Genomic DNA, 19,768 nt, shown 5'->3' on the forward strand with positions numbered 1-19,768 from the left:
GCATACGCCGCAAGTCCGAGCCGTCTCTTCAGGCAAAAAAATGGGCGACTGCCGGTATCGACAGTCGCCCATTTACCTTCTTCAGCTGATTGCCTGAATGGCCGTGCAGCTTACTTCGTCAGCTTGTCCAGCTTGCCGGCACGTGCTTCTTCGATGGCTGCCTTGGCGTCTTCAGGCAGCAGCAAACGCGCACGGACCAGTTCATTGGCGCTGGCGATTACCGCAGCTTCATACGCTGCCGCGCGCGGATAACGTTCCTCGATCGACAGACGCGGGTCTTGCTTGGCCTGGCGAGCGTCGCGGGTAGCCGCAAAGGGAACCGCGCTGCCCATCTGCGTGCACAGGCCGTCGGGGTTGTTGGACTTGGGATTCCAGCCCACGTAGGTTGCGCGCGCGGCTTCGATGATGGGCAGGCGCACGCCACCGACGGCGTTGCCGTCCTTGTCCACGGCCGGCATCAGCAAGGGGTACTCGCCCTTGACTTGGGGCAGGGGTGCGCCGTCGACGATCAGTCGTGCTTCGCCGTAGATGCCCTTGTAGGGCAGGCCGGGAATGGCGGGGTATAGCCCTTGTGCGGGCACCAGGGTGCCTTGCGCCAGGGTCGGATAACGGCTGGCCGGCGGCTCGGTGCCATTGGTGACCCACGCGTTCAATGCCGTCAGCAGTGCGCGGCCGACCGGTGCCGGGTTGACCGGGCTGGACGGCAGGCTGCACGTTGCCACCGCCTGCGACACGGCCGAGGGGAAGTGCTGCGTGCCCACGACCATGTATGCGCGCGCTTCGGCGGGCAGGGGCAGGTCACGGCCGTTGCCATCGGTGACGACCTTGCTGGCATGGGATGACCAGAACTCGTATTCCGAATCCATCTGCATGATGCGCGGGCAGGTGTTGGTCTCGCGGCAGCTTTTCAGCAGGCCTTCGGTCTTGCCGGTCAGCGGGTCGGTGCTGGTCTCGAATGCTGCCGGGAATTGGTCCACCGGGTACAGGTCGTCAGCATGCGGGCCAGGGTTGCGCGACAACTGCGAGAAGCGCGAGTTGGTGAAAGTGCGGCGTCCGCCCGGGATTTGTACCAGCATGCCGTCGAATACCTGGCGGCCCAGCTCGTCCTGGTTGAAGCCCTGGTACAGATAATCACGCATCAGGCGACCGGACTGCGAGATGCCCATGCCAATGGTCTTGTTGACCGTGGACTTGCCTGCGTCGGCCAGCGGGTTGGCGCTGCTGGTGTCGCGCGCCAGGAAGGCGGTCACGTCACGCAGGGCCGCAAAGCCGATGGCCATGACCTGCGGGTCGCGCGCGGTGTAGGTGAATTCGTAGATTGCATCGACGGGCATGCCGGCAGGGCGGGTGATCTCGATGGTGTTCGGGTCGATGACCTTGAACGCCAGATCGGCGGGCGTTGCGCGTGCATCTTTGCGCTGTGCCCGCACCGTGAGTTTTGCACCGTCTTGCGTGGCAAGCGGATACGCGAGCTTCACGCGTTCCGTGGGGCTTGCCTTGGTGAAGATCCATTCGTCGCGCGACGGGCCGGTGACGCCAGCCAAGGTGGGCACGTGCAGACGCATGCCTGCGCCGGCCGGCACATCTGCCTGCCAGCCAATCCATGCCAGCGTATAGCCCTGCGACAGCAGGAAGCCATTGCCGGCATCTTCCGGGGCTTGCAGACGGCTGCTGTTGGCAATGCTGGATTCTTCAAGCATGGTGCCGATCAGCTTGCGGCCGCGATTCGGCGCTTCGACGATCAGGGTGCCGTTCGGCTTGGCCGGTCGCAGAATCACGACATCGGCGCGCGCTTCGACTTTGCCTGCGGCGTTGCGTGGGGCAAGCCCGATATCGGTAATGCCTGCGTTGTGGGCATCGGTTGGGTCCAGGCCAATGGTTGCTGTTCCGGTGATCTTTTCGGCTACACCCGAGGCACCGAACACGCGGCCTTCAAGGGCCGATGCCTGGCGCGATTGCAGCTCGAAACCGGTAACGCCTGCAATGGCAGCCGGCGCAGCGAACACGCTCGACACCAACGTGGCGGCAACAGTGGCTTGCAGCAGCGTCTTGCTGCGTGCAGTGGTGGAGCGGGCAGGGGTCAGAACAGGATTCAAAACAGCTTTTCCTCTAAAAAAAGCCGGGACATGCGTAGGTGGCTCGTCTCGGTTGGCACTTGCAGCGGGCGCGTACTGCGCCTGAAGCTGCGGCGCAGTGATCTTGCAGCTTGATACGTTTGATGGCAAGCGCTGGTGACGCAATCTGGTCGAGTTGGTGCAGCATCTGGTGCTCGGCTCGGATGGACACAAAAGTGAAACTCGGCATCGCGGTGTTGGCGGGGTTGTTATCGACAGGCACGGTCATGGCCTTCGACGCAGCGGGTCTGAATTTCCCGCCGTTGATCCACGGTCATCAGCATGCGAGCGGCACGGGGTGTCCTGCGATTCGTGTGCTCAAGCCTGCGGAATTGCCGGTGCCGTGGCGTGATGCGATTGCACGCATCACGATGACCTGCGAACCGATGGCGGGGATCGACAAGGAGCCCGACGCCAGCACGATCAGCGTGGCTGCGTTGCGCCCCGGAAGCGTGAGCTTGCGGGGCGTTCCCGTTGTTGAACTGCGTCACAGCGAGTCGTGGGCACACGGCGATAGTCAGTATGTGCTGGATGCGCCCTATGCCGAGGTGTTCGACACGATGGGAAGTTATGGCAAGGCACAGTGCGTGGCCGGGCTTGGCACAGATACTTTGGCGGGCGAGACCTGCAATCCTGAGTTCGATTCGGTGGGTGGCGGGTTCCGCATCAACACCAGCGAACTGGGCGGGATTCGGTTCTCTCCGGATCCCGAGAACCCACGCCGTTCGATCCTGGCCGAGTTCTGGGCGGATTAAGCCTGCGTAGCGGTCTGGACTGCCATCGGAAAAGGGGCGGGGCGTTCCCTGGATGCATGCGCAAAGTGGCTGCGGTCCAGATGAAACCTGCGCGGATTACAATCAAATGAGAACAGTTCTTAGCGTCTCCCGTTCTTCGCGTCGATCTTGCCGCGTCGCACCCGTAACGCCTTTGCACCGCGCTTTCTGAAAACACCAAGGCAATCTTCCTGATGCATCCAGATATCCCCACGACCGAGGTCACCGCGCGCGAAGCCGCACTCGATCTGCTGTTGAGCCGCCATTCTCCGTGGCCCCTGACCGAACCCGCGCCCTCGGCTGCGGACCTGAAACTGGTTTTCGATGCCGCGATGCGTGCGCCCGACCACGGCCAGCTTCGCCCCTGGCGCTTCATCACTATTCGTGGCGATGCACGCGTGAAACTGGGCGAGGTCTATGCCCAGGCTGCGCGTGAACGCGATCCAGGCAGCGATGGCGAGCGTTTCCGTATCAAGGCCATGGCCGCGCCGATGATCATTGCCGTCGTCGCTCACCCCACGGTGCCGCACAAGGTGCCCGTGGGCGAACAAGAGTTGTCGGTGGCTGCGGCCGCAATGAACATGCTCAACGCCCTGCACATGCTGGGCTGGGGTGGTTTCTGGGCGACCGGCCCGAACAGCTACGACCGCCGTGTCTACAAGGCCTTGGGTGTGGGTGATGCCGAGCGCCTGTTGGGCTTCCTGTATGCAGGCACTCCGAAAGAACCCAGTCAGCCGCCGTCGCGCATGGCGTCCGAGCCGTTCGTGACTGAATGGACCGGTGCGGTCGGCGAAGCGCCGGCAGTCTGAATAAATCGCGGGTAGCGGGCAGAAATGTGGGGCTGAAAACCGTTAGCATCCATTTCTTGCCAGAGCATCCCGTTCTGGCGCAGCCATATGGGAGCAGGGGCGATGGATGGGTGGATTCGACGCGGGGTCGCAATCAGTCTGGTATTGGGTGCGACCACGCTTGCTCACGCCCAGGAAACTTACCAATCCATGTGCGACGCTTCTGCTGCCGTCTCGCTTGGCGGCGGCCACTTTGTGGTGGCAGATGACGAAAGCGATGTGCTGAAAGTCTATCGCCGAGGCGCAAGCCAGCCGCTGAATGAATTGCGCCTGACGCGTTATCTGAATTCCATCGAGCGCAAGACCACGGTGGCCATTGCCGGTGAAAGCGATATTGAAGGTGCGGCCGCAGTGGGGGATCGCATCTACTGGATCAGTTCGCACGGTCGCAAGCGCGACGGTTCGATGGACCCGCAGCGCTGGCGTTTCTTCGCCACAGATATCGACCGCCGTGCACCGACGCCGTCGGTCATGCCTGTGGCCGGCAAGCCCTATAAGTCTTTGTTGATCGACATCGCTACCGACCCGCGTCTGGCCTTCCTGAAAGTGGCTGCAGAGCTGCGTCCGGAAGTGCTGGGTGGGCTCAGTATCGAGGGGCTGGCAGCCACCCCTGAAGGCGGCATGCTGATCGGGTTCCGCAACCCGCAGGTAGACCGCAAGGCCGTGGTGCTGCCGATGCTCAACCCGGCAGACATGGTTGATCGAGGTGCCAAACCCAAATTCGACGAGCCCATCTTCCTCGACCTGGGTGGGCGTGGCATTCGCAGTATGGAACGGGTCGGCAACGAGTACCTGATCGTGGCAGGGCCTTATGGCGACGCTGCCAGCAGCAAAGCCATACCTGCCTTTGCCATGTTCCGGTGGTCTGGCAAGCCTCAGCAGGCACCCGAACTGGTGCGTTCACTCGACTTCGGCAGCGTCCGCACCGAGGCCTTGTTTTATGACGCCGATGCCAATGATCTCTACCTGCTGAGCGATGACGGCAACGAGCAGATCAATGGCAAGGACTGTAAAGACAAGAAGCGGCCCGCAGAAGAAAAGTTCTTCCGTGGCCGCGCGATGGGTGTGCCGAAGTAAGCGGCGTTGGGTGCGCGGCGGTGTGGTCGGGCTTGCTTAGGCGTTTAGACCAGCTTAAAGCCATTCACACCGCTTTGGCACCCGAAGCCCAGTGTGCCGGGAACTTCTCGGCACGGATCGCCGGGTGGCAGGCCTGGATATCGAAGGCTGCCACTTGCTGAATATCGAATGGGTCGTTGGCGATCAAGTCCTGGATGTCCGAGATGTTTTCGGCAACTGCCAGGATGAATCCACCAGGGCCTGGTTCCAAGGGACCGGCAAACAGAATGTGCCCTGACTTGATGGCTTGAACCAGCCAGTGTTTGTGTGCGTCCAGGTGCACCTGGACTTCTTCGATCGGGCGAATGTAGTTGAGCGTGATGGCAAACAGCATGGCTTGGGACTCGGGCGGGTGACTGGTTCGATGGGTTTGTGCGTGCCGGACTGCGTTCAGGCGCTGGCCGATTCGGCTGGTGTCTGGATACCCACCAAGACCTGAGAAATGCTGGCCGTGGCTGCCGCGATGCCCGTATTGCGCACCTGTTCGCCTTTCGACGCGCCCTCGGCCCGGACGAAACGCACGTCGGTGATGCCCAGGAATCCGAAGAACGCCTTCAGATAGGTTTCCTGGAAGTCCAGCGGGGCCAGTGGCCCTTCAAGGTAAAAGCCCCCACGGGCCGACACCACGATGACCCGTTTGTTGCCTGCCAGCCCGATCGGGCCAGTGGCGGTGTACTGGAAGGTTCGCCCGGCCTGCGCCAGGCGATCCAGCCAGGCCTTCAACTGGCTGGGTACGGAAAAGTTGTACATCGGTGCCCCCACCACGATGACATCGCTGGACAGAAACTCGGTTACCAGCAGTTCAGAAATCTGATGCTCCAGCATCACTGCTTCGTCGGTCGCGGCTACGCCCGTGGGGCGAAACCCGGCTGCAATGGCGCCGGTGAGATGTTTGATTTCGTGGCTGGCGACGTCACGGTATTGCACCACTGCGCCCGGGTAGTCGGCCCTGATCCGGGCCACGACAGCGGCAGACAAGTCTCGGGTAATCGAGCCGCCTTCCAGAATGCTGGAATCGATATGCAGAACGTTCATGTTGATCTCACACGTGCAGGGGTTGAGGGTGGGGTGTAATGGAGTCGGGCGTCAGCAGGTTCAGTGATGCAGCGATCGCGCTGCCCAATCGATCAGTCTCGCCACCTCATCCGGGTGGGAAATCATGGACAGGTGGCTTGACCCAATCGACGTGACACGTGCGCCAATGTGCTGCGCAATGGCTTTCTGCACAGACAGTGGGAGCGCCTGGTCGTGCTGGGTTTGCAGGTACCAGCTGGGCTTTTCCTGCCAGGCTGCGTGCTGAACCTTGGCCGTAAAGGCGCGCGCAGCGATTGGCTGCTGGATGGCGGCCAGTTCCTGCGCTTTTTTCACGGAGATGTCCGCCGCCATCACTTGATGAAACTGCTGCTCGGCATTCAGCCAGATCAGGCCTTCGGCGTCAGGTGTCAGGGCGCTCATCGGCGCGTTCAAGCGTTGCAGCAAGCCGGCAACCGACTCATTGCTGTCGGGCACCAATGCAGACAAATAGACCAAGCCCTTCACATTACTGGCGTTGCCTGCCTGGGTGATGACTGCGCCGCCCCAGGAGTGACCCACCAGCAGCACATCACCTGTCTTGCGTTGCAATACGCGTTCGGTGGCAAGCACGTCGTCGGCCAATGCGCTCAGCGGATTCTGCACAGCGGTTACGTGATAGCCCATGTCCTGCAAGCGGGTGAGCACGGGCAGCCAGATCGAGCCGTCCGTGAACGCACCATGCACCAATACGATGTTGCGCACGGCGGGGGCGGGCGTTGCCGCGGTAAGCGGTCTGGCCACGCTTGTCATTGCCAATCCGAGGGCAAGCGCCAGCCATGTCGTCGCGGCAATGGCGCGCCACCTGGGGCCAAGCGGTGTACGGGGTAGATGATGGGAAGCGGGCAGAGATTTCATGATGAATGTCTGGTGGCGTGCTTGCAGCGGCACCTGTATGCCGGGACTGAATCAAGTCTAGGCACTCCACTCCCATCACGTCAGGTGGCAAACAAGTCATATTTCATGCAAAACTCGCCAACCGCTTTTATTGCTCAGGGGCGCTATCTTGCGAATCGCGATCATTGCCGTGGATGGCAGCATGCTGTCTGCGGTTGCCGGCCTGGCTGACTTGTTCTGGATCACCAACCAGACCTTGCGTGCGCCCCCGAGTGGTGCCGCACGTGGCATGCGTGACCAGGCCGGTCTGCGGGTGGACGAAGCGCAAACGATCTCGTTTGATGCCACCATCGTCAGCGCAGACGGGAAAGCGCGGGTCGATCCGCAAGGCAGGTCATTGCCAGTGGAAGGGTCCTTGCACGATCTGGATGACTGCGACCTTGCCCTGGTCACGGGTATGGCCTTGGGCCATGACGGATTGCCACCGGTGTCGGACGCCATCCTGCAGACCGCAGCGTGGCTGGAGAAGATGCACAACAGGGGAGCGTTGATCGGTGCCGCCTGTGCCGGAACTTTTGTGTTGGGCGAAGCCGGTCTGCTGGATGGGCGACGCTGCACCACCACATGGTGGTTGCATCATGCGTTCAAGCAGCGCTTTCCGAAGGCACAGCTGGTCTGGGGAACAGCGGTGGAAGAGCAAGACCGCGTGGTCACCACGGGCGGGCCGCTGTCGTGGGTCGATCTGGCCTTGCATGTAATCCGGCGCGAGGCGGGTGCCGATGTCGCCAGGCTTGCCGCCGACATGTCGGTAGCCGACAGCGTGCCCTTGCCGCAGCTTGTGTATGCCCCACGCGGTTTCGTCAACGCCGCAGACCCCTTGCTGTTGCAAGCCGAACAGATCATTCGCCACGGACGACCGGGGCTGAGCGCGGAGGGCTTGGCCAAGGCCTTGAACTTGAGCGGGCGGACCTTGCATAGACGGCTGACGGAACTGACCAACGAGTCGCCCAAGGCGTTCATTACCCGAGTCAGAATCGAGACAGCCTGCGTGCTGCTGGAAACACCCAGCGCCAGTGTCAAACAAGTGGCGCTCAAGTGCGGATATCGGGAAGAAACGGCGTTTCGTCGCGCCTTTATCCAGACTACCGGCATGACGCCCGCCGATTACCGACGCTGGTCCAATGGCCGCCAGCGTGGCGTGCTTGCTCGGCTTGAGGACGATCCCGGCTAGGCAAGGCAGAAGCTGGACGGCAACGTTCTACACTCAGGCGGTGAGATCACTCTTGGAGGCAGCGCTTGAACGGACCCAATCCATCCAATCCGCATCCCATGGAAGGTTTTCCGCAGGTGTGTTTCATCAAGAACACCGTGCGCAACCCCAACATCGTGGTGGGCGACTACACCTACTATGACGACCCCGAAGACGCCGAGAATTTCGAACGCAATGTGCTGTATCACTTCCCGTTCATTGGCGACCGGCTGGTGATCGGGAAGTTCTGCGCCATTGCGCGCGGTGCCAAGTTCATCATGAACGGGGCCAACCACAAGATGTCTGGCATCTCTACTTACCCCTTCCAGATCTTCGGCAATGGCTGGGAGAAGGTCATGCCGGCACCGGGCGATTTGCCCTACAAGGGCGATACGGTCATCGGCAACGATGTGTGGATCGGTTTTGATGCGCTGGTCATGCCCGGCGTGTCGATCGGCAATGGCGCGATCGTCTCGGCGCGTTCTGTGGTGGTCAGTGACGTGCCTGCCTATACCATCGTCGGCGGTAATCCTGCCAAGCCATTGAGGCAGCGTTTTTCCGATGCGGTCATCGCGGAACTGGAAGCCATTGCCTGGTGGGACTGGCCGGTCGAGAAGATCACGCGCCACATGCCGCTCATTGTGGCGGGTGATGTGGCGGCCCTGGCCCTGGCGGCTGGCCGCGACCACGCATGAAGCTGAGTCAGCGTTTTTCGGTCGAGCCGTTGCCGTATTTGAATGACACCACGCCGACGAGAGCGCGGGTGCTTATGGATGGCCAGCCCAGCGCCTGCATCGTGGACGGCGAGTTGCTTGAGGCGGCGATCGAGTGGGAAGACAAGTTTGTGCTGATCCTCAGCGATGGTGTCATCTGGGAAGAAGGCTTGAATATCCATCTGCTTGGGCCGGATCTGCAGCCTGTCGACTCCCTGTCGATGGGTTGGCCCTACACCCCCGGTCTGTTCGGGGATCTGCACCTGTATGCCCCCGACCGCTTCGAGTTCAGCTTCCCCGGCCCCACACGTTGGCGCGTTCGCCTGCTGTCCAAGCGTCGGCTGGCGATGCCAAGTCTCGACTGGTTCAACGGCATCTCTCGGCCGCTGAGCCTGTGGCGTCGGTTGGAGCTGGTTTGCCTGGGTGATTGAGCGTGAGTCCGATACCGGGGTGGTGTACGAGCCCTTTCGCAGACAGGATCGAAACTTGCTCGGCGTTGCTCATCTTTCTTCAGATCCTCACGAGGAGCCTCAGATGAGCACCATGACGCTGGCAGACCTGTCGGAAAAAATGCGCGACATCGACTTCACGATGCTGTTTACCCGGACCGAGAACGGGCAACTGGCCGGCCGACCCATGAGCAACAACGGAGACGTGGAGTACAAGGGCGACTCCTACTACTTCACGTTCGACGCATCCCGCACGGTCAGCGACATCGAGCGGGACGCCACGGTAGGCCTGTCTTTCCAGGGCAGCAAAGGTTTGCTGGGCGGTTCGCCCCTGTTCATTTCGGTTGAAGGGCAGGCGGAGTTGATCCGCGACAAGGCCGCGTTTGCCGAGCACTGGACCAAAGATCTGGATTACTGGTTCGAAGACGGCATTGACACCCCGGGCGTGGTGTTGATCAAGGTGCACGCGACGCGCATCCATTATTGGGATGGGAAGCATGAAGGGGAAGTGCCGCTGGCGGCGTGAGCAGATAATGTGAACGACCGCCCAGGAGAATAGGTCGGAAACTTTGCGTGCCGGCTGGCTTTGAATGCCAGCTGGTGGTGGACATTAATCAAGAGTGTCAGGTTTCGTCGGAATTAAAAACAATTTTTAATCCGAAGCTGACAGCGGGATTACATCCTACCTATTCCCTGGCCTGTATCGCATACCGGCAATGAATACAGGCGATCAGGCCCCGGCGCGAAGCCGTCTGACCGCCTGTGTATCAATCAAACAACCATTGCAGCGTGGCTCCGACAACACCGATGATCGCCAGCAAACTGATCACCATCAAGAAGGTTTGCCAGTTGTTGGTATCGGGGGTAGTCGTGGTGGTGTAACCGTTGCGGGCAGTCTCAGGTTTGTCAGACATGCAGGTCTCCGATGAGTGATGTGCAGGCGCAGGTCGAGATGCTGCAGCTCGGTACCGACGTTCGACAGCAGACGTTCGATATTCAGAATCCGAGATTTGAAATCTGGAAATTGAAAAAGTTCGTCATCGAAACTTGGTCATCGAGCCTTGCCATACCCTGCCCAATCCAATATCTGGAGTCTTCGATGTCTAGCTGCATCAGGCCTGCACGGAAGCCAGCAGCCAGGTCCGAAACGCATTCATGGCGGTGGTTGGCAATTTGGACTTTAATCGAGTCAGCCAATAATCACCATCCGTAATTTCCAGACCAAAGGGCCGAATCAATCTTCCCTGCTGTAGTTCACGGGTAAACATTCTGGTTGGAAGCAATGCAATACCTGCTCCTTGTGCCACTGCTTCTGCCATGGTCAGCGAAGAGTCGAATACTGCACCGCGAATCAACGGACAGGCAATTCCTGCTGCGGCAAACCAATCTGCCCATTCGTCCGAGCGGTATGAACGCAGCAAGGTTTGACCAGCCAGATCGGCAGGGGTTCTCAGCAGGGGCGCAATGCCCGGCGAACACACCGGCGACAAGGGGGCGGCCAACAAGCGTTCCGCATCTGTCCCATGCCAGGCACCGTCACCAAACCGAATCGCATAATCCAGCCCCTCGCCAGCAATATCTACCCGGTTGTTATTCGTAAATAATCTGAAATCGACAAAGGGGTGCGCCTGCTGAAAATCGCGCAGGCGGGGCAGCAGCCAGCCAATGGCAAATGTACCCACTACCCCTACCGTCAACACCTCTCTGACCCGCCCGTCGCCGAATTGCGCCAGCACATGGCCAATGCGGGCGAAAGACTCTGCCAGCACGGGAAGCAAGGCAATGCCTTCGTCTGTCAGCGCCAGCCCCCTGGGAAGGCGGCGGAACAGCGGTGCGCCCAGCTTGTCTTCCAGATTCTTGACGTGTTGGCTGATCGCCGTCTGCGTGACGTTGAGTTCGCTGGCGGCACGGGTGAAGCTCAGGTGGCGGGCAGATGCTTCGAAAGCTCGCAAGGCGTTCAGGGGCAGGTGCATGGCAAGGACGGAGGCATGTAAGCCCCAGTTTTTCTTATGGGAAGACGCAATTATTGCCGTTTGTCGTGTTTGATGGCGATCGCCATCATTCAGCATCTTTCACCTGTCCATAAAAAGAAAACATGAATAAACGGCGTCAATTCGTTTTTGCAGCCTGTCTGACCACCATGGGTCTTGCCAGCGCACAGGCTCAGAATATGTTGGGACGTGCCGCCAAGGCATCACCCGTGCAAGCCGAACGATTCCGTACCGAGATTGCTCGGATCGAGGCTGCCAGCGGTGGACGTCTGGGGGTTGCCATACTCGACACGCACGATGGTGTCTTCTACGGTCATCGGGAAGACGAACGCTTTCCGATGTGCAGCACCTTCAAGTTCTTGCTGGCAGCGCACGTGCTGGCGCGTGTAGACCGCAAGGAAGAGCGCCTGGACCGGCGGGTGGCGGTGCGAACTGTCGATTTGGTGGCCTATTCACCCGCTACGCAGCCGCATGCCGACGGCGAGCCGATGTCGATTGCGGCCTTGTGTGATGCCTCGGTCACGCTCAGCGACAACACCGCTGCCAACCTGTTGCTTGCGAGCGCAGGCGGCCCGGCCGGCTTGACTGCCTACCTGCGTCAACTGGGCGACGCCCATACTCGCCTGGATCGCAACGAGCCTAGCTTGAACACCGCGCGCCCCGGGGACCCGCGCGACACCACCACGCCTGCGGCCATGCTGGGGTCGATGCGCAAGCTGGTGTTGGGGGACGCGTTGTCACCCGCTTCACGTACACAACTGACCCGTTGGCTGGTCGACAACAAGACTGGCGACGCCAGGCTGCGCGCGGGTATTCCAAAGGGATGGAAGGTGGGCGACAAGACCGGGTCGGGCGCGTATGGCACCAACAACGACATTGGCGTGATCTGGCCCTCGGGCCGCGATCCGGTGCTGGTGACGGCTTATCTGACCGGAACGGTGGAACCTGTGGCGACACGCGAACGTGCGCTGGCCGAGGTGGGCAAACTGGTGACGTCGCTGGTCTCAGCCAAGCTTGCCTGACGTTGATGCGCGCCTGGCAGAAACATGGGTGGCGCTGCGTTGGACCGGGCTGCTGCTTACTGAGTGAGGTTTTTAGTGACGTTTACGTCATACGCGATGTTGCAGCCGTGCCAAAACGACGCCGCGTCGGGATGCTGCGCCGTGGTCTCGCCCTGCAAAAGCAGCTTAATCCAGCGTGAGCTTCAGCCGCTCGATCACCGCCCCCAGCGTCTTGGTCTCACTGACAATGCGTGCGCTCAGTTCTGCGGGCGTTGAACCCACCGGCGTGAAGTATTGCGAGGCCAGACGATCTTGGACGGTCTTGCTGCCGATTGCCTTCACGATTTCGGTGTTCAGCCTGTCAACGATAGGTTGTGGCGTGCTGCTGGGCACCAGCACGGCCTGCCAGGAAATCACCTCGAATCCCGGCAGACCTTGTTCGGCCATGGTCGGAATATCGGGCAAGGACGGGCTGCGCTGCAGGCTGGTCACGGCAAGCGCCTTGACCTGACCCGTCTTCACCTGGGGCATGGCAATCGCCGGCACCATGAAGCCCGCTTGCACGAAGCCGCCAAGCATGGCGGTGATCACCTGCGGGAATCCGGGGTAGGGCACATGCTGGATGTCCAGATTCTCGCGGTTCTTCAACAACTCCATGGCCAAGTGAGCCGAGCTGCCTGCGCCGACTGAGCCATAGTTGAGCTTGCCCGCCGACTGCTTGACCTGATCGATGAACGCGCCGGTAGTGGTCACGTTCATGGCCGGGTTCACCACCAACACGTTCGGGCTGGTGGCCACCAGGGTGACAGGCGCCAGGTCTTTCAAGGGCGCGTAGCCAAGCTTGCGATACAGCGCCGGTGCCGTCACCAGCGGGCCATTGATCGTGAACAGCACGGTGTAGCCGTCCGGTTCCGCCTTGGCGACAGCCGCCGTGCCGATGTTGCCGCCGGCTCCCGGGCGGTTGTCCACCACCACGGGTTGGCCAAGCGCCTCGCGCAGCGGTTCTGCGATCAACCGTGCAATCACGTCAGGTGAAGACCCGGGCGGGAAGGGAACGACCAGACGGATCGGTTTGCTGGGCCAGGGATCTTGCGCGATGGCGGGTGCCACCATGACAAGGCTGGCTGCCAGGCCTGCAAACACGGTTTGCAGAAGCTGACGGCGGCGTGCAGTGGGGCGGCGTTGATGCGGGTTCATGGTGGCGACATACCTGAGATGCCCGGCCGAGCGGATGCCGGAGGCAGGCATGTTACCGCAGCGCAGATCACGTTAAAGGTGCGCGATTGCCGAGAAAATCAGGCTGCCACCCGCAGCCAGCATCAGCGCACAGACCAGCCAGCGCACCAGGTAGGCTGGCAGCTTGGGTGGGTACTTGGCATGCAGCCAGGTGACAACTGCCACCAGCGGCACGGCCATCAAGCCCAGGTACAGCGACGACAGGGCAAAGGTGCCTGCGTAAACCACCAGGCCCAGCCGGATGATCACGGCCGAAATGAACATCACCACCAGACACTGGCGAATCACGATAGGGGCCAGCGGCTGTCGGTACAGGTGATAGACCATCGGTGGGCCGGGCGTGGCAAACAAGCCGCCCAGCAGACCGGACAGCAAGCCTGCGGTGTAGAGCGCGCGCTGACCGGACATGGTGGCGCGCGGTTTCTTCTGCGCGAACAGCAACATGGCACAGGCCACGATGGCAGCACCCAAGGTCAGGCTCAGGCCGGCGATGGCGTGATTGCTGAGCAAGGACAAGGTGCCTACGCCTATCAACACGCCGATCACGCTGCTGATCAACATGGGCTTGAGCAGCGTCCAGTCGGGTTTGAAAGGGTGAGTGCGGATGTACACCGCGCCGTTGGCAATCGACATGATGGTGGCGGCGTTGGCGGCTTCGCTGATGGGCATCAGCGACAGTGCACCCACCAGGCCGACCAGAATCAGGCCGAAGGCAAACCCAGTGAGGTTCTGGCAGAAGGAGGCCAGCGCCACGATGGCAAAAAACAGCAGATAAGCGTGGATGGACACGAGGATTTCTACGGAAAGCTTGGCCAACACGATCGGGCTGTCAGTGTTGGCGGTTATATGCATATAACCAATCACCGTAGTTTACTCCTGCCCTCATGTGCCAGACACACGGATTTCACGCATGTGCGGACGACTTGTGACCGTTACATGTCGGGTATGCTTCGCCCGCGCCGTACGCCTGAAATGCGTCTGCAAGCCGCGATATGCGCGGCTTTTTACATTGAATCCGTTCGAGGAAGTGCTGGAGCATGCAAGCAAGGTCACTCGCATATGCTGGTTATTGGCGCAATTCGCTGGCTGATGCCGAGTTGGGACAAGGAAGCTTTTCGCACAGCGCAAGCGCCAAGTTTCTTTCATGGTCCCGTGCTGGATCGCCGGTAGGGCAGGTCGGCAAGCAGATCATCGACACCTGTTTTCAGGGTGAAGACGCAGCTACCCAGACGGTGGACGTGGTCATCCGCCACAAGGTCTATCGTGCCCGGCTGGAACATGGCCAAGCGCGCCAGAACGGCCAGCCCCAGACCATCACGCCGCTGATCACGCCTGCCTTGCTTGCCCGTGACGGCAGGCTGTACCCGCTTGACCGTACCGTCGTCGCGCGGGATCTGCTCGACCCGCTGCTGCAAGGTACCTACGCGCTGGGCGACGTGGCTGCGCTAGATCGGTTTTTGAGCACCGCACACGTGCCCGGGGTCGGCTATGTGGCCGGCGACGTATCGCCGGCCGGTGCGGCGCGTTTCAGCGCGCAGTGGCAAGACCACCTTGCAGCCTGCGAGCGTCTGTTCTCGGCGGTGTGCCCAGGTTGGCCCGCTGCGACAGACGCCTATGTGCTGGCCGATGAGAGCTACCTGCTGAAACAGGAATCCGTTTCCGGCGCCAGCCGGCACATCGTGGGTCTTTACGACCATTTGCAGCAGCGCGGGGCATCAACGCCCTTGTTCGACCGCTACGCAAGCGAGACGATCGACCCGCCGGAAACCTGCTTGCCTGCACACGCGTCTTTCACGTCCCGCCTGGGTCATGCCAGCGACGTCTACCCCCTGGCGGTCGCCCAGCGCGACGCCTTGGGCCATGCGTTGGAGGGCAAACACGGCGACATACTGGCGGTCAACGGGCCGCCCGGTACCGGCAAGACCACCTTGCTGCTGTCGGTGGTGGCCTCATTGTGGGCAAAGGCCGCGCTTGCGGGTGGCGAGCCACCGGTGATCATCGCGTCATCGACCAACAACCAGGCCGTGACCAACATCATCGATGCCTTCGGCAAGGATTTCAGCGATGGCAGCGGCCACTTTGCCGGCCGTTGGCTGCCGAACATCGCCAGCTTCGGCGCGTACTTCCCGTCGCAGAGCAAGGAAGCGGTTCACAGCAAGAAGTACCAGACCCAGAGCTTCTTTGCAGGTATTGAGACGCCCGACTACGTGGCGTCGGCGACCGAACATTTTCTTGCGCACGGTGCCAAGGTATTCCCGTCGCTGGGGTTGCCGGGTTTGTCAGCCAGCATGTCGGTCAGTGTGTCTGACATTGTCGATGCCTTGCAGCAGTGCCTGCGCGAAGAGGTCGACAAGCTCGCCACCATCGAGAAAGCCTGGGCCAATCTGTCAGACGCCAAAGCGCAGTTTGCGGCCGACAGCAAACAGCACAAGCCGCAGCCGGAAGCAGGCAACTGGCAGCGTGAATGGGTGACGCTTGCCCAGCGCTACGACGTGTTCCGTGCGCAGGAATCGCTTTTTTACGCGATCTTTTCCTGGATACCGTCGGTGGCCGCCAAGCGGCTTCGCTTGGCGCGGGTGTTTCTGCAAAGCAACTGGCCGGCAGCAGTGCCCCAGCAAGACTGGCGTGATCTCGACCAGATCGAGCGCGCCATCGCGGCCGGGGTTGCTGAATCGCGCCGAGCAGCGGAAAGCGAAGCGGCCAGGGCGGCACAAGGCCAGGCCGTGCGCCAGCGACTGGAATTGCGTCAGCGCGAATGGGCCAATGCGCTGGCCCCGCTGGGGCTGGATGCCGAGGCGCAGACGCTAAGCCTGGCTGCGGTCGACGAGCGCGCAGACCAACTGGTGCGGTTCCACATCTTCCGTCTGACCACGCATTACTGGGAAGGACGCTGGTTGCAGGACATGCATGCAGCGCTGCCCACGCTTGCCGCAGACGCCAAGAAAACGGGCAGGGTGTCATTGGAAAAACGCTGGCGTCGGCGCATGAAACTGACGCCGTGCGTGGTGTCCACGTTTTACATGCTGCCGTCGATGATGAAGGTCAGCCGGTTCGATGCCGGTGGCTATGTCGATGACTACCTGTACGACTTCGCCGACCTGCTGATCGTGGACGAAGCCGGGCAAGTCTTGCCCGAAGTGGCCGGGGCTTCGTTTGCCTTGGCAAAACAGGCGCTGGTGATCGGCGACACGCTTCAGATCGAACCGATCTGGTCGATTCCTGCCCACGTGGACGCCGGAAATCTGGCGCGCGCCGGCCTGCTTCCCCGAGGCAGTGACGAAGCCACCTACGAACGTTTGATCGCCAGTGGCAAAACCTCGGCGGCGGGCAGCGTCATGCGCATCGCGCAATGCGCCAGCCGCTGGCACTACGACCGCGCCTTGCCCCGTGGCTTGTTCCTGTACGAGCACCGGCGTTGCGTGGACGAGATCATTGCGTACTGCAATGCCCTTTGCTACCAGGGCAAGTTGATCCCCAGGCGCGGCGACAAGTCGACCATTCTGGCGAACCCCAATGCGGCCATCGATGAGATGGCGGCCATGACCTACCTGCATGTGGATGGCATCTGCCAGCGCAGCAGTGGCGGAAGCCGGGAAAATCTGCATGAAGCGGCTGCGATTGCCGGTTGGCTTGTGGCAAACAAGGCCACCCTGGAAGCTACGTATCGCCTGAAATTGCACGAGATCGTCGGCGTGGTCACCCCGTTCAGTGCTCAGGTGCGTGCCATTGCCAAGGCATGTCAGGCGGTGGATATCGAGGTCGGGTCCGAGCCGGGGAAGATGACAGTGGGAACGGTGCATTCCCTGCAAGGCGCAGAGCGCCCAGTGGTGATCTTCTCGGGCGTCTATTCCAAGCACGCCGATGGCGACTTCATCGATGCCGGCAAAAGCCTGTTGAATGTGGCGGTATCCAGAGCAAAAAACACCTTCATGGTATTTGGCGACATGGATGTGTTCCAGCTTGCACCGCCATCCAGCCCGCGTGGCCAGCTTGCGCGGCTGCTGTTCGGTCACGATGCCAACGCGCTGCAATTCCATTCCCGTCCGCGTCCGGACTTGTCTCGCGACGAAACCGGCGTGATGCAGCTTGTCGATGCCGAGATGCACGACGCATTCTTGGCGTCTTTGCTGGCCAATGCCATGTCCGAAGTACACATCGTCAGCCCGTGGATCAGGCTGGAATGCGTGCAGGAAACCGGCGCGCTGGCCGCGATGCAAGCTGCCGTGCAGCGCGGGGTGGCCGTGCATGTCTATACCGATGGCGACTCGAACACGTCTTCACGGGACGAGTCCGAGAAGGCGGACAAGCGCGAAGCCCTGAACGAGGCGATAGCTGCGGTGCGCGCGGTGGGGGTTCAGGTCAGTGTGGTGTTGAAGGTGCACAACAAGATCGTGATCGGCGACAAGAACGTCTACTGCGTGGGCTCGTTCAACTGGTTCAGCGCGCGGCGTGAATGGAAAATGAAGCGCCACGAGATTTCGCTGGTGTATCGCGGTGCGGCGTTGGGCGGTGAGATTGAGACGGCGAAGCGATTCTTGCAGGAGAAGGCGCATCCTGAGTGGGCGTGATCGGCGGGGAAGGGGTCGGTCGCGTGCTTGGGTTCAGGCGTTCTGGTCCGGTACTGATGGTCGAACGTTCGTGGCCAAACGCTTGTGGACATGAACGCGTATAGCCAAGCGTTCATGCCCAAGATTCACGACTATGGATTCACGCCCAAGCGCTCACGGCCTTGTCGATTCGGCCAGACGCTTCAACTTGTCTGGATTGCGCATGATGTAGATGTTGCTCAGCTTGCCCGCGTGATCGTAGGCAAAGCTGACCGACGCATATACCTCATCACCCGCTTCAAGAATCAAGCCACGACCGCCGTTGATGTCGGCTGTGCGCCAGCGCATACCCCCCCAGAACCGGTGCAGGGCACGGCTTACAAACGCCAGCACACGCTTCGATCCACGCACAGTACGAGGCACCGTCACGACCTTGCCGCCGCCGTCGGCGCACAAGGCAATGTCTTGCGACAGCAGCCGCGCCAGGGGGGCGGGATTGCCATCGGCAATCACACGCTGGAATGCGGCCAATAGTTCGTCTTGGCGTTCGCGAGGCGGCATGTGGTGTTGGTGATCGCTGCCCACGTTGTCACGAGCACGAGACACCAGCTTGCGACAGGCCGCCTCCTGCACACCCAGGGACTTGGCCACATCGGCATAGTCCATGTCGAAGATGTCACGCAGCAGATAGGCGGCTCGCTCTTTCGGGCCAAGCCGCTCAAGCAGCAGCAGGAAGGCTGTCGACAAGGACGACGCGAGCTCAACCGCCGCCTCGGGGGAATCATCCGTGGCGGTTTCCAGCGGTTCCGGCAACCACGTGCCCACGTAGTCCACCCGCGCCCGGTGACCGGCACGCAACTGATCGATGCAATGCCGGGTGCAGGCCGTTGTCAGCCACGCACGCGGTGTGTCGAGCACCGTGCGATCGGTCTCCTGCCATTTGATGAAGACATCCTGCACGGCGTCTTCCGCCTCGGCGCGTGACCCCAGAATGCGATAGGCCAAGCCCAGCAGAAAGCGCCGGTGTTCCTCGAAGCTGCTTGTGTCGGTGGATGTGGTCACAGATGTGGCTGCTGGTGTGGAGAATTGCAGTGATCAGTGCGCAGAAACCTGAATGCGGTTCCACAGGTTGATCATGCCGATGGTAGCGGTCAGCACGCCAACTTCCTGTTCACTGAAATGCTCGCGCAGCTTGCCGCGCAGGGGCGCGAAATCGGTCTTGGGGTCGAGCACCGTCAGCGCTTCGGTCCAGGCCAGTGCCGCACGCTCTTTCTCATTGAAATCGCGAACGTGCTGCCAGACCACCAGGCGGTCCATGCGCTCATTGGTTTCACCATCGTCACGCGCTTCCTTGGTGTGCATTTTTACGCAGAAACCACATTGATTGATCTGCGAGGCACGCAGCACCACCAGATGATGCAGGCTGGGTTCCAGCCCGGCTTTATTGATGGCGAGCTGGGTCTGGTAGAGCGTGTCGAACAGTTCGGGGATGCTCTTCGGGTAGTCAAACGGGCGGGTGGTGTTCATCACAATGCCTTTGAAGGAGAGGGTTACCTTCCTATGACGAACCGGCCTGTGGGTTTGTGACGTGCTGCGTGAAATGACGTGTGAGATGACGCCATTCAGAAGTGATTCATCTGAAACGACGTATCCGAAACGACTTATCTGAGATGACCCATCAAAAATAACTCGCCGGAAGTGATCGTGAACAGGTAACCGATGAAGTGGCTGTGAAAGGCTCACGAAGCGGCTTGTGACATGGTCCATGCCGCGATCGGCAGAACAATCCGGCATTGCCGATATCATCGCTTCAGTTCAACCCT

At 61.0% G+C, this 19,768-nt stretch carries 19 protein-coding genes; 9 read left to right on the top strand and 10 right to left on the bottom strand.

Going from position 1 to position 19,768, the window contains the following annotated elements; genetic code table 11:
- Nucleotides 1-110: 110 nt before the first annotated feature.
- The gene (locus FXN63_RS11925) at nt 111-2,096 is read right to left on the bottom strand and encodes an alpha/beta hydrolase domain-containing protein (RefSeq protein WP_222864043.1); all 1,986 of its coding nucleotides are present in this window, start codon (nt 2,094-2,096) and stop codon (nt 111-113) included.
- A gap of 194 nt (nt 2,097-2,290) precedes the next feature.
- Here FXN63_RS11925 and FXN63_RS11930 point away from each other — a divergent pair, with 194 nt between their 5' ends.
- From FXN63_RS11930 to FXN63_RS11940, 3 genes are all read left to right on the top strand, one after another.
- Nucleotides 2,291-2,869: a hypothetical protein gene (locus FXN63_RS11930; protein WP_148815092.1), complete on the top strand. Its 579-nt coding sequence runs from the start codon at nt 2,291-2,293 to the stop codon at nt 2,867-2,869.
- Between the two features lie 212 nt (nt 2,870-3,081).
- Nucleotides 3,082-3,696 carry a nitroreductase family protein gene (locus tag FXN63_RS11935; RefSeq protein WP_148815094.1) on the top strand — a complete coding sequence of 205 codons (615 nt, stop codon included), beginning with the start codon at nt 3,082-3,084 and terminating at the stop codon, nt 3,694-3,696.
- A gap of 189 nt (nt 3,697-3,885) precedes the next feature.
- Nucleotides 3,886-4,812 (top strand): DUF3616 domain-containing protein, encoded by a 927-nt coding sequence (locus FXN63_RS11940; RefSeq protein ID WP_187395177.1) that lies wholly within the window; start codon nt 3,886-3,888, stop codon nt 4,810-4,812.
- Between the two features lie 64 nt (nt 4,813-4,876).
- Here the strand turns inward: FXN63_RS11940 and FXN63_RS11945 are convergent, their stop codons facing one another.
- Genes FXN63_RS11945 through FXN63_RS11955 form a run of 3 tightly spaced genes read right to left on the bottom strand, consistent with a single transcriptional unit; the run spans nt 4,877 to nt 6,780 of the window.
- Complete coding sequence (locus FXN63_RS11945; protein WP_148815098.1) at nt 4,877-5,185, bottom strand: YciI family protein; 309 nt, start codon at nt 5,183-5,185, stop codon at nt 4,877-4,879.
- A 56-nt stretch (nt 5,186-5,241) separates the two neighbouring features.
- The gene (locus FXN63_RS11950) at nt 5,242-5,886 is read right to left on the bottom strand and encodes an FMN-dependent NADH-azoreductase (protein WP_148815100.1); all 645 of its coding nucleotides are present in this window, start codon (nt 5,884-5,886) and stop codon (nt 5,242-5,244) included.
- A 60-nt stretch (nt 5,887-5,946) separates the two neighbouring features.
- Entirely contained in the window at nt 5,947-6,780 is an 834-nt protein-coding gene (locus tag FXN63_RS11955; RefSeq protein ID WP_148815102.1) for an alpha/beta fold hydrolase, read from the bottom strand.
- Between the two features lie 148 nt (nt 6,781-6,928).
- Between FXN63_RS11955 and FXN63_RS11960 the strand changes: the two genes are divergently transcribed.
- From FXN63_RS11960 to FXN63_RS11975, 4 genes are all read left to right on the top strand, one after another.
- Nucleotides 6,929-7,990, top strand: coding sequence for a GlxA family transcriptional regulator (locus FXN63_RS11960; protein WP_148815104.1), 1,062 nt, complete (start codon nt 6,929-6,931; stop codon nt 7,988-7,990).
- Between the two features lie 65 nt (nt 7,991-8,055).
- Nucleotides 8,056-8,703, top strand: a complete 648-nt coding sequence (locus tag FXN63_RS11965; protein WP_148815106.1) for a Vat family streptogramin A O-acetyltransferase — start codon at nt 8,056-8,058, stop codon at nt 8,701-8,703.
- The gene (locus FXN63_RS11970) at nt 8,700-9,152 is read left to right on the top strand and encodes a hypothetical protein (protein ID WP_148815108.1); all 453 of its coding nucleotides are present in this window, start codon (nt 8,700-8,702) and stop codon (nt 9,150-9,152) included. The genes FXN63_RS11965 and FXN63_RS11970 overlap by 4 nt, the downstream gene beginning before the upstream one ends.
- A 103-nt stretch (nt 9,153-9,255) precedes the next feature.
- Nucleotides 9,256-9,696 carry a pyridoxamine 5'-phosphate oxidase family protein gene (locus tag FXN63_RS11975; protein ID WP_148815110.1) on the top strand — a complete coding sequence of 147 codons (441 nt, stop codon included), beginning with the start codon at nt 9,256-9,258 and terminating at the stop codon, nt 9,694-9,696.
- A 241-nt stretch (nt 9,697-9,937) separates the two neighbouring features.
- Here FXN63_RS11975 and FXN63_RS26700 read toward each other — a convergent pair whose 3' ends face one another.
- A complete protein-coding gene (locus FXN63_RS26700) occupies nt 9,938-10,084 on the bottom strand; it encodes a hypothetical protein (protein WP_187395178.1) in 147 nt (48 codons plus the stop codon).
- A gap of 198 nt (nt 10,085-10,282) precedes the next feature.
- Nucleotides 10,283-11,143 carry a LysR family transcriptional regulator gene (locus FXN63_RS11980; protein WP_148819236.1) on the bottom strand — a complete coding sequence of 287 codons (861 nt, stop codon included), beginning with the start codon at nt 11,141-11,143 and terminating at the stop codon, nt 10,283-10,285.
- A 122-nt stretch (nt 11,144-11,265) separates the two neighbouring features.
- On the opposite strand from FXN63_RS11980, the gene bla reads away from it, so the two are divergent.
- Nucleotides 11,266-12,183: a class A beta-lactamase gene (gene bla / locus FXN63_RS11985; protein ID WP_148815112.1), complete on the top strand. Its 918-nt coding sequence runs from the start codon at nt 11,266-11,268 to the stop codon at nt 12,181-12,183.
- Between the two features lie 165 nt (nt 12,184-12,348).
- On the opposite strand, the gene FXN63_RS11990 is transcribed toward bla, so the two are convergent.
- Both FXN63_RS11990 and FXN63_RS11995 read right to left on the bottom strand, forming a co-directional pair.
- A complete protein-coding gene (locus FXN63_RS11990) occupies nt 12,349-13,275 on the bottom strand; it encodes a Bug family tripartite tricarboxylate transporter substrate binding protein (protein ID WP_246165183.1) in 927 nt (308 codons plus the stop codon).
- A 156-nt stretch (nt 13,276-13,431) separates the two neighbouring features.
- Nucleotides 13,432-14,250, bottom strand: coding sequence for a TSUP family transporter (locus FXN63_RS11995; RefSeq protein ID WP_148815114.1), 819 nt, complete (start codon nt 14,248-14,250; stop codon nt 13,432-13,434).
- Nucleotides 14,251-14,435: 185 nt separating this feature from the next.
- Here FXN63_RS11995 and FXN63_RS12000 point away from each other — a divergent pair, with 185 nt between their 5' ends.
- Nucleotides 14,436-17,966, top strand: a complete 3,531-nt coding sequence (locus tag FXN63_RS12000; RefSeq protein WP_148815116.1) for an AAA domain-containing protein — start codon at nt 14,436-14,438, stop codon at nt 17,964-17,966.
- A 153-nt stretch (nt 17,967-18,119) separates the two neighbouring features.
- Here FXN63_RS12000 and sigJ read toward each other — a convergent pair whose 3' ends face one another.
- Both sigJ and FXN63_RS27060 read right to left on the bottom strand, forming a co-directional pair.
- Entirely contained in the window at nt 18,120-19,007 is an 888-nt protein-coding gene (gene sigJ / locus FXN63_RS12005) for an RNA polymerase sigma factor SigJ (protein WP_148815118.1), read from the bottom strand.
- Between the two features lie 33 nt (nt 19,008-19,040).
- Nucleotides 19,041-19,712 (bottom strand): carboxymuconolactone decarboxylase family protein, encoded by a 672-nt coding sequence (locus FXN63_RS27060; RefSeq protein ID WP_246165115.1) that lies wholly within the window; start codon nt 19,710-19,712, stop codon nt 19,041-19,043.
- Nucleotides 19,713-19,768: the final 56 nt, after the last annotated feature.

Source organism: Pigmentiphaga aceris (genome assembly GCF_008119665.1).
Taxonomy (GTDB): Bacteria; Pseudomonadota; Gammaproteobacteria; order Burkholderiales; family Burkholderiaceae_B; genus Pigmentiphaga; species Pigmentiphaga aceris.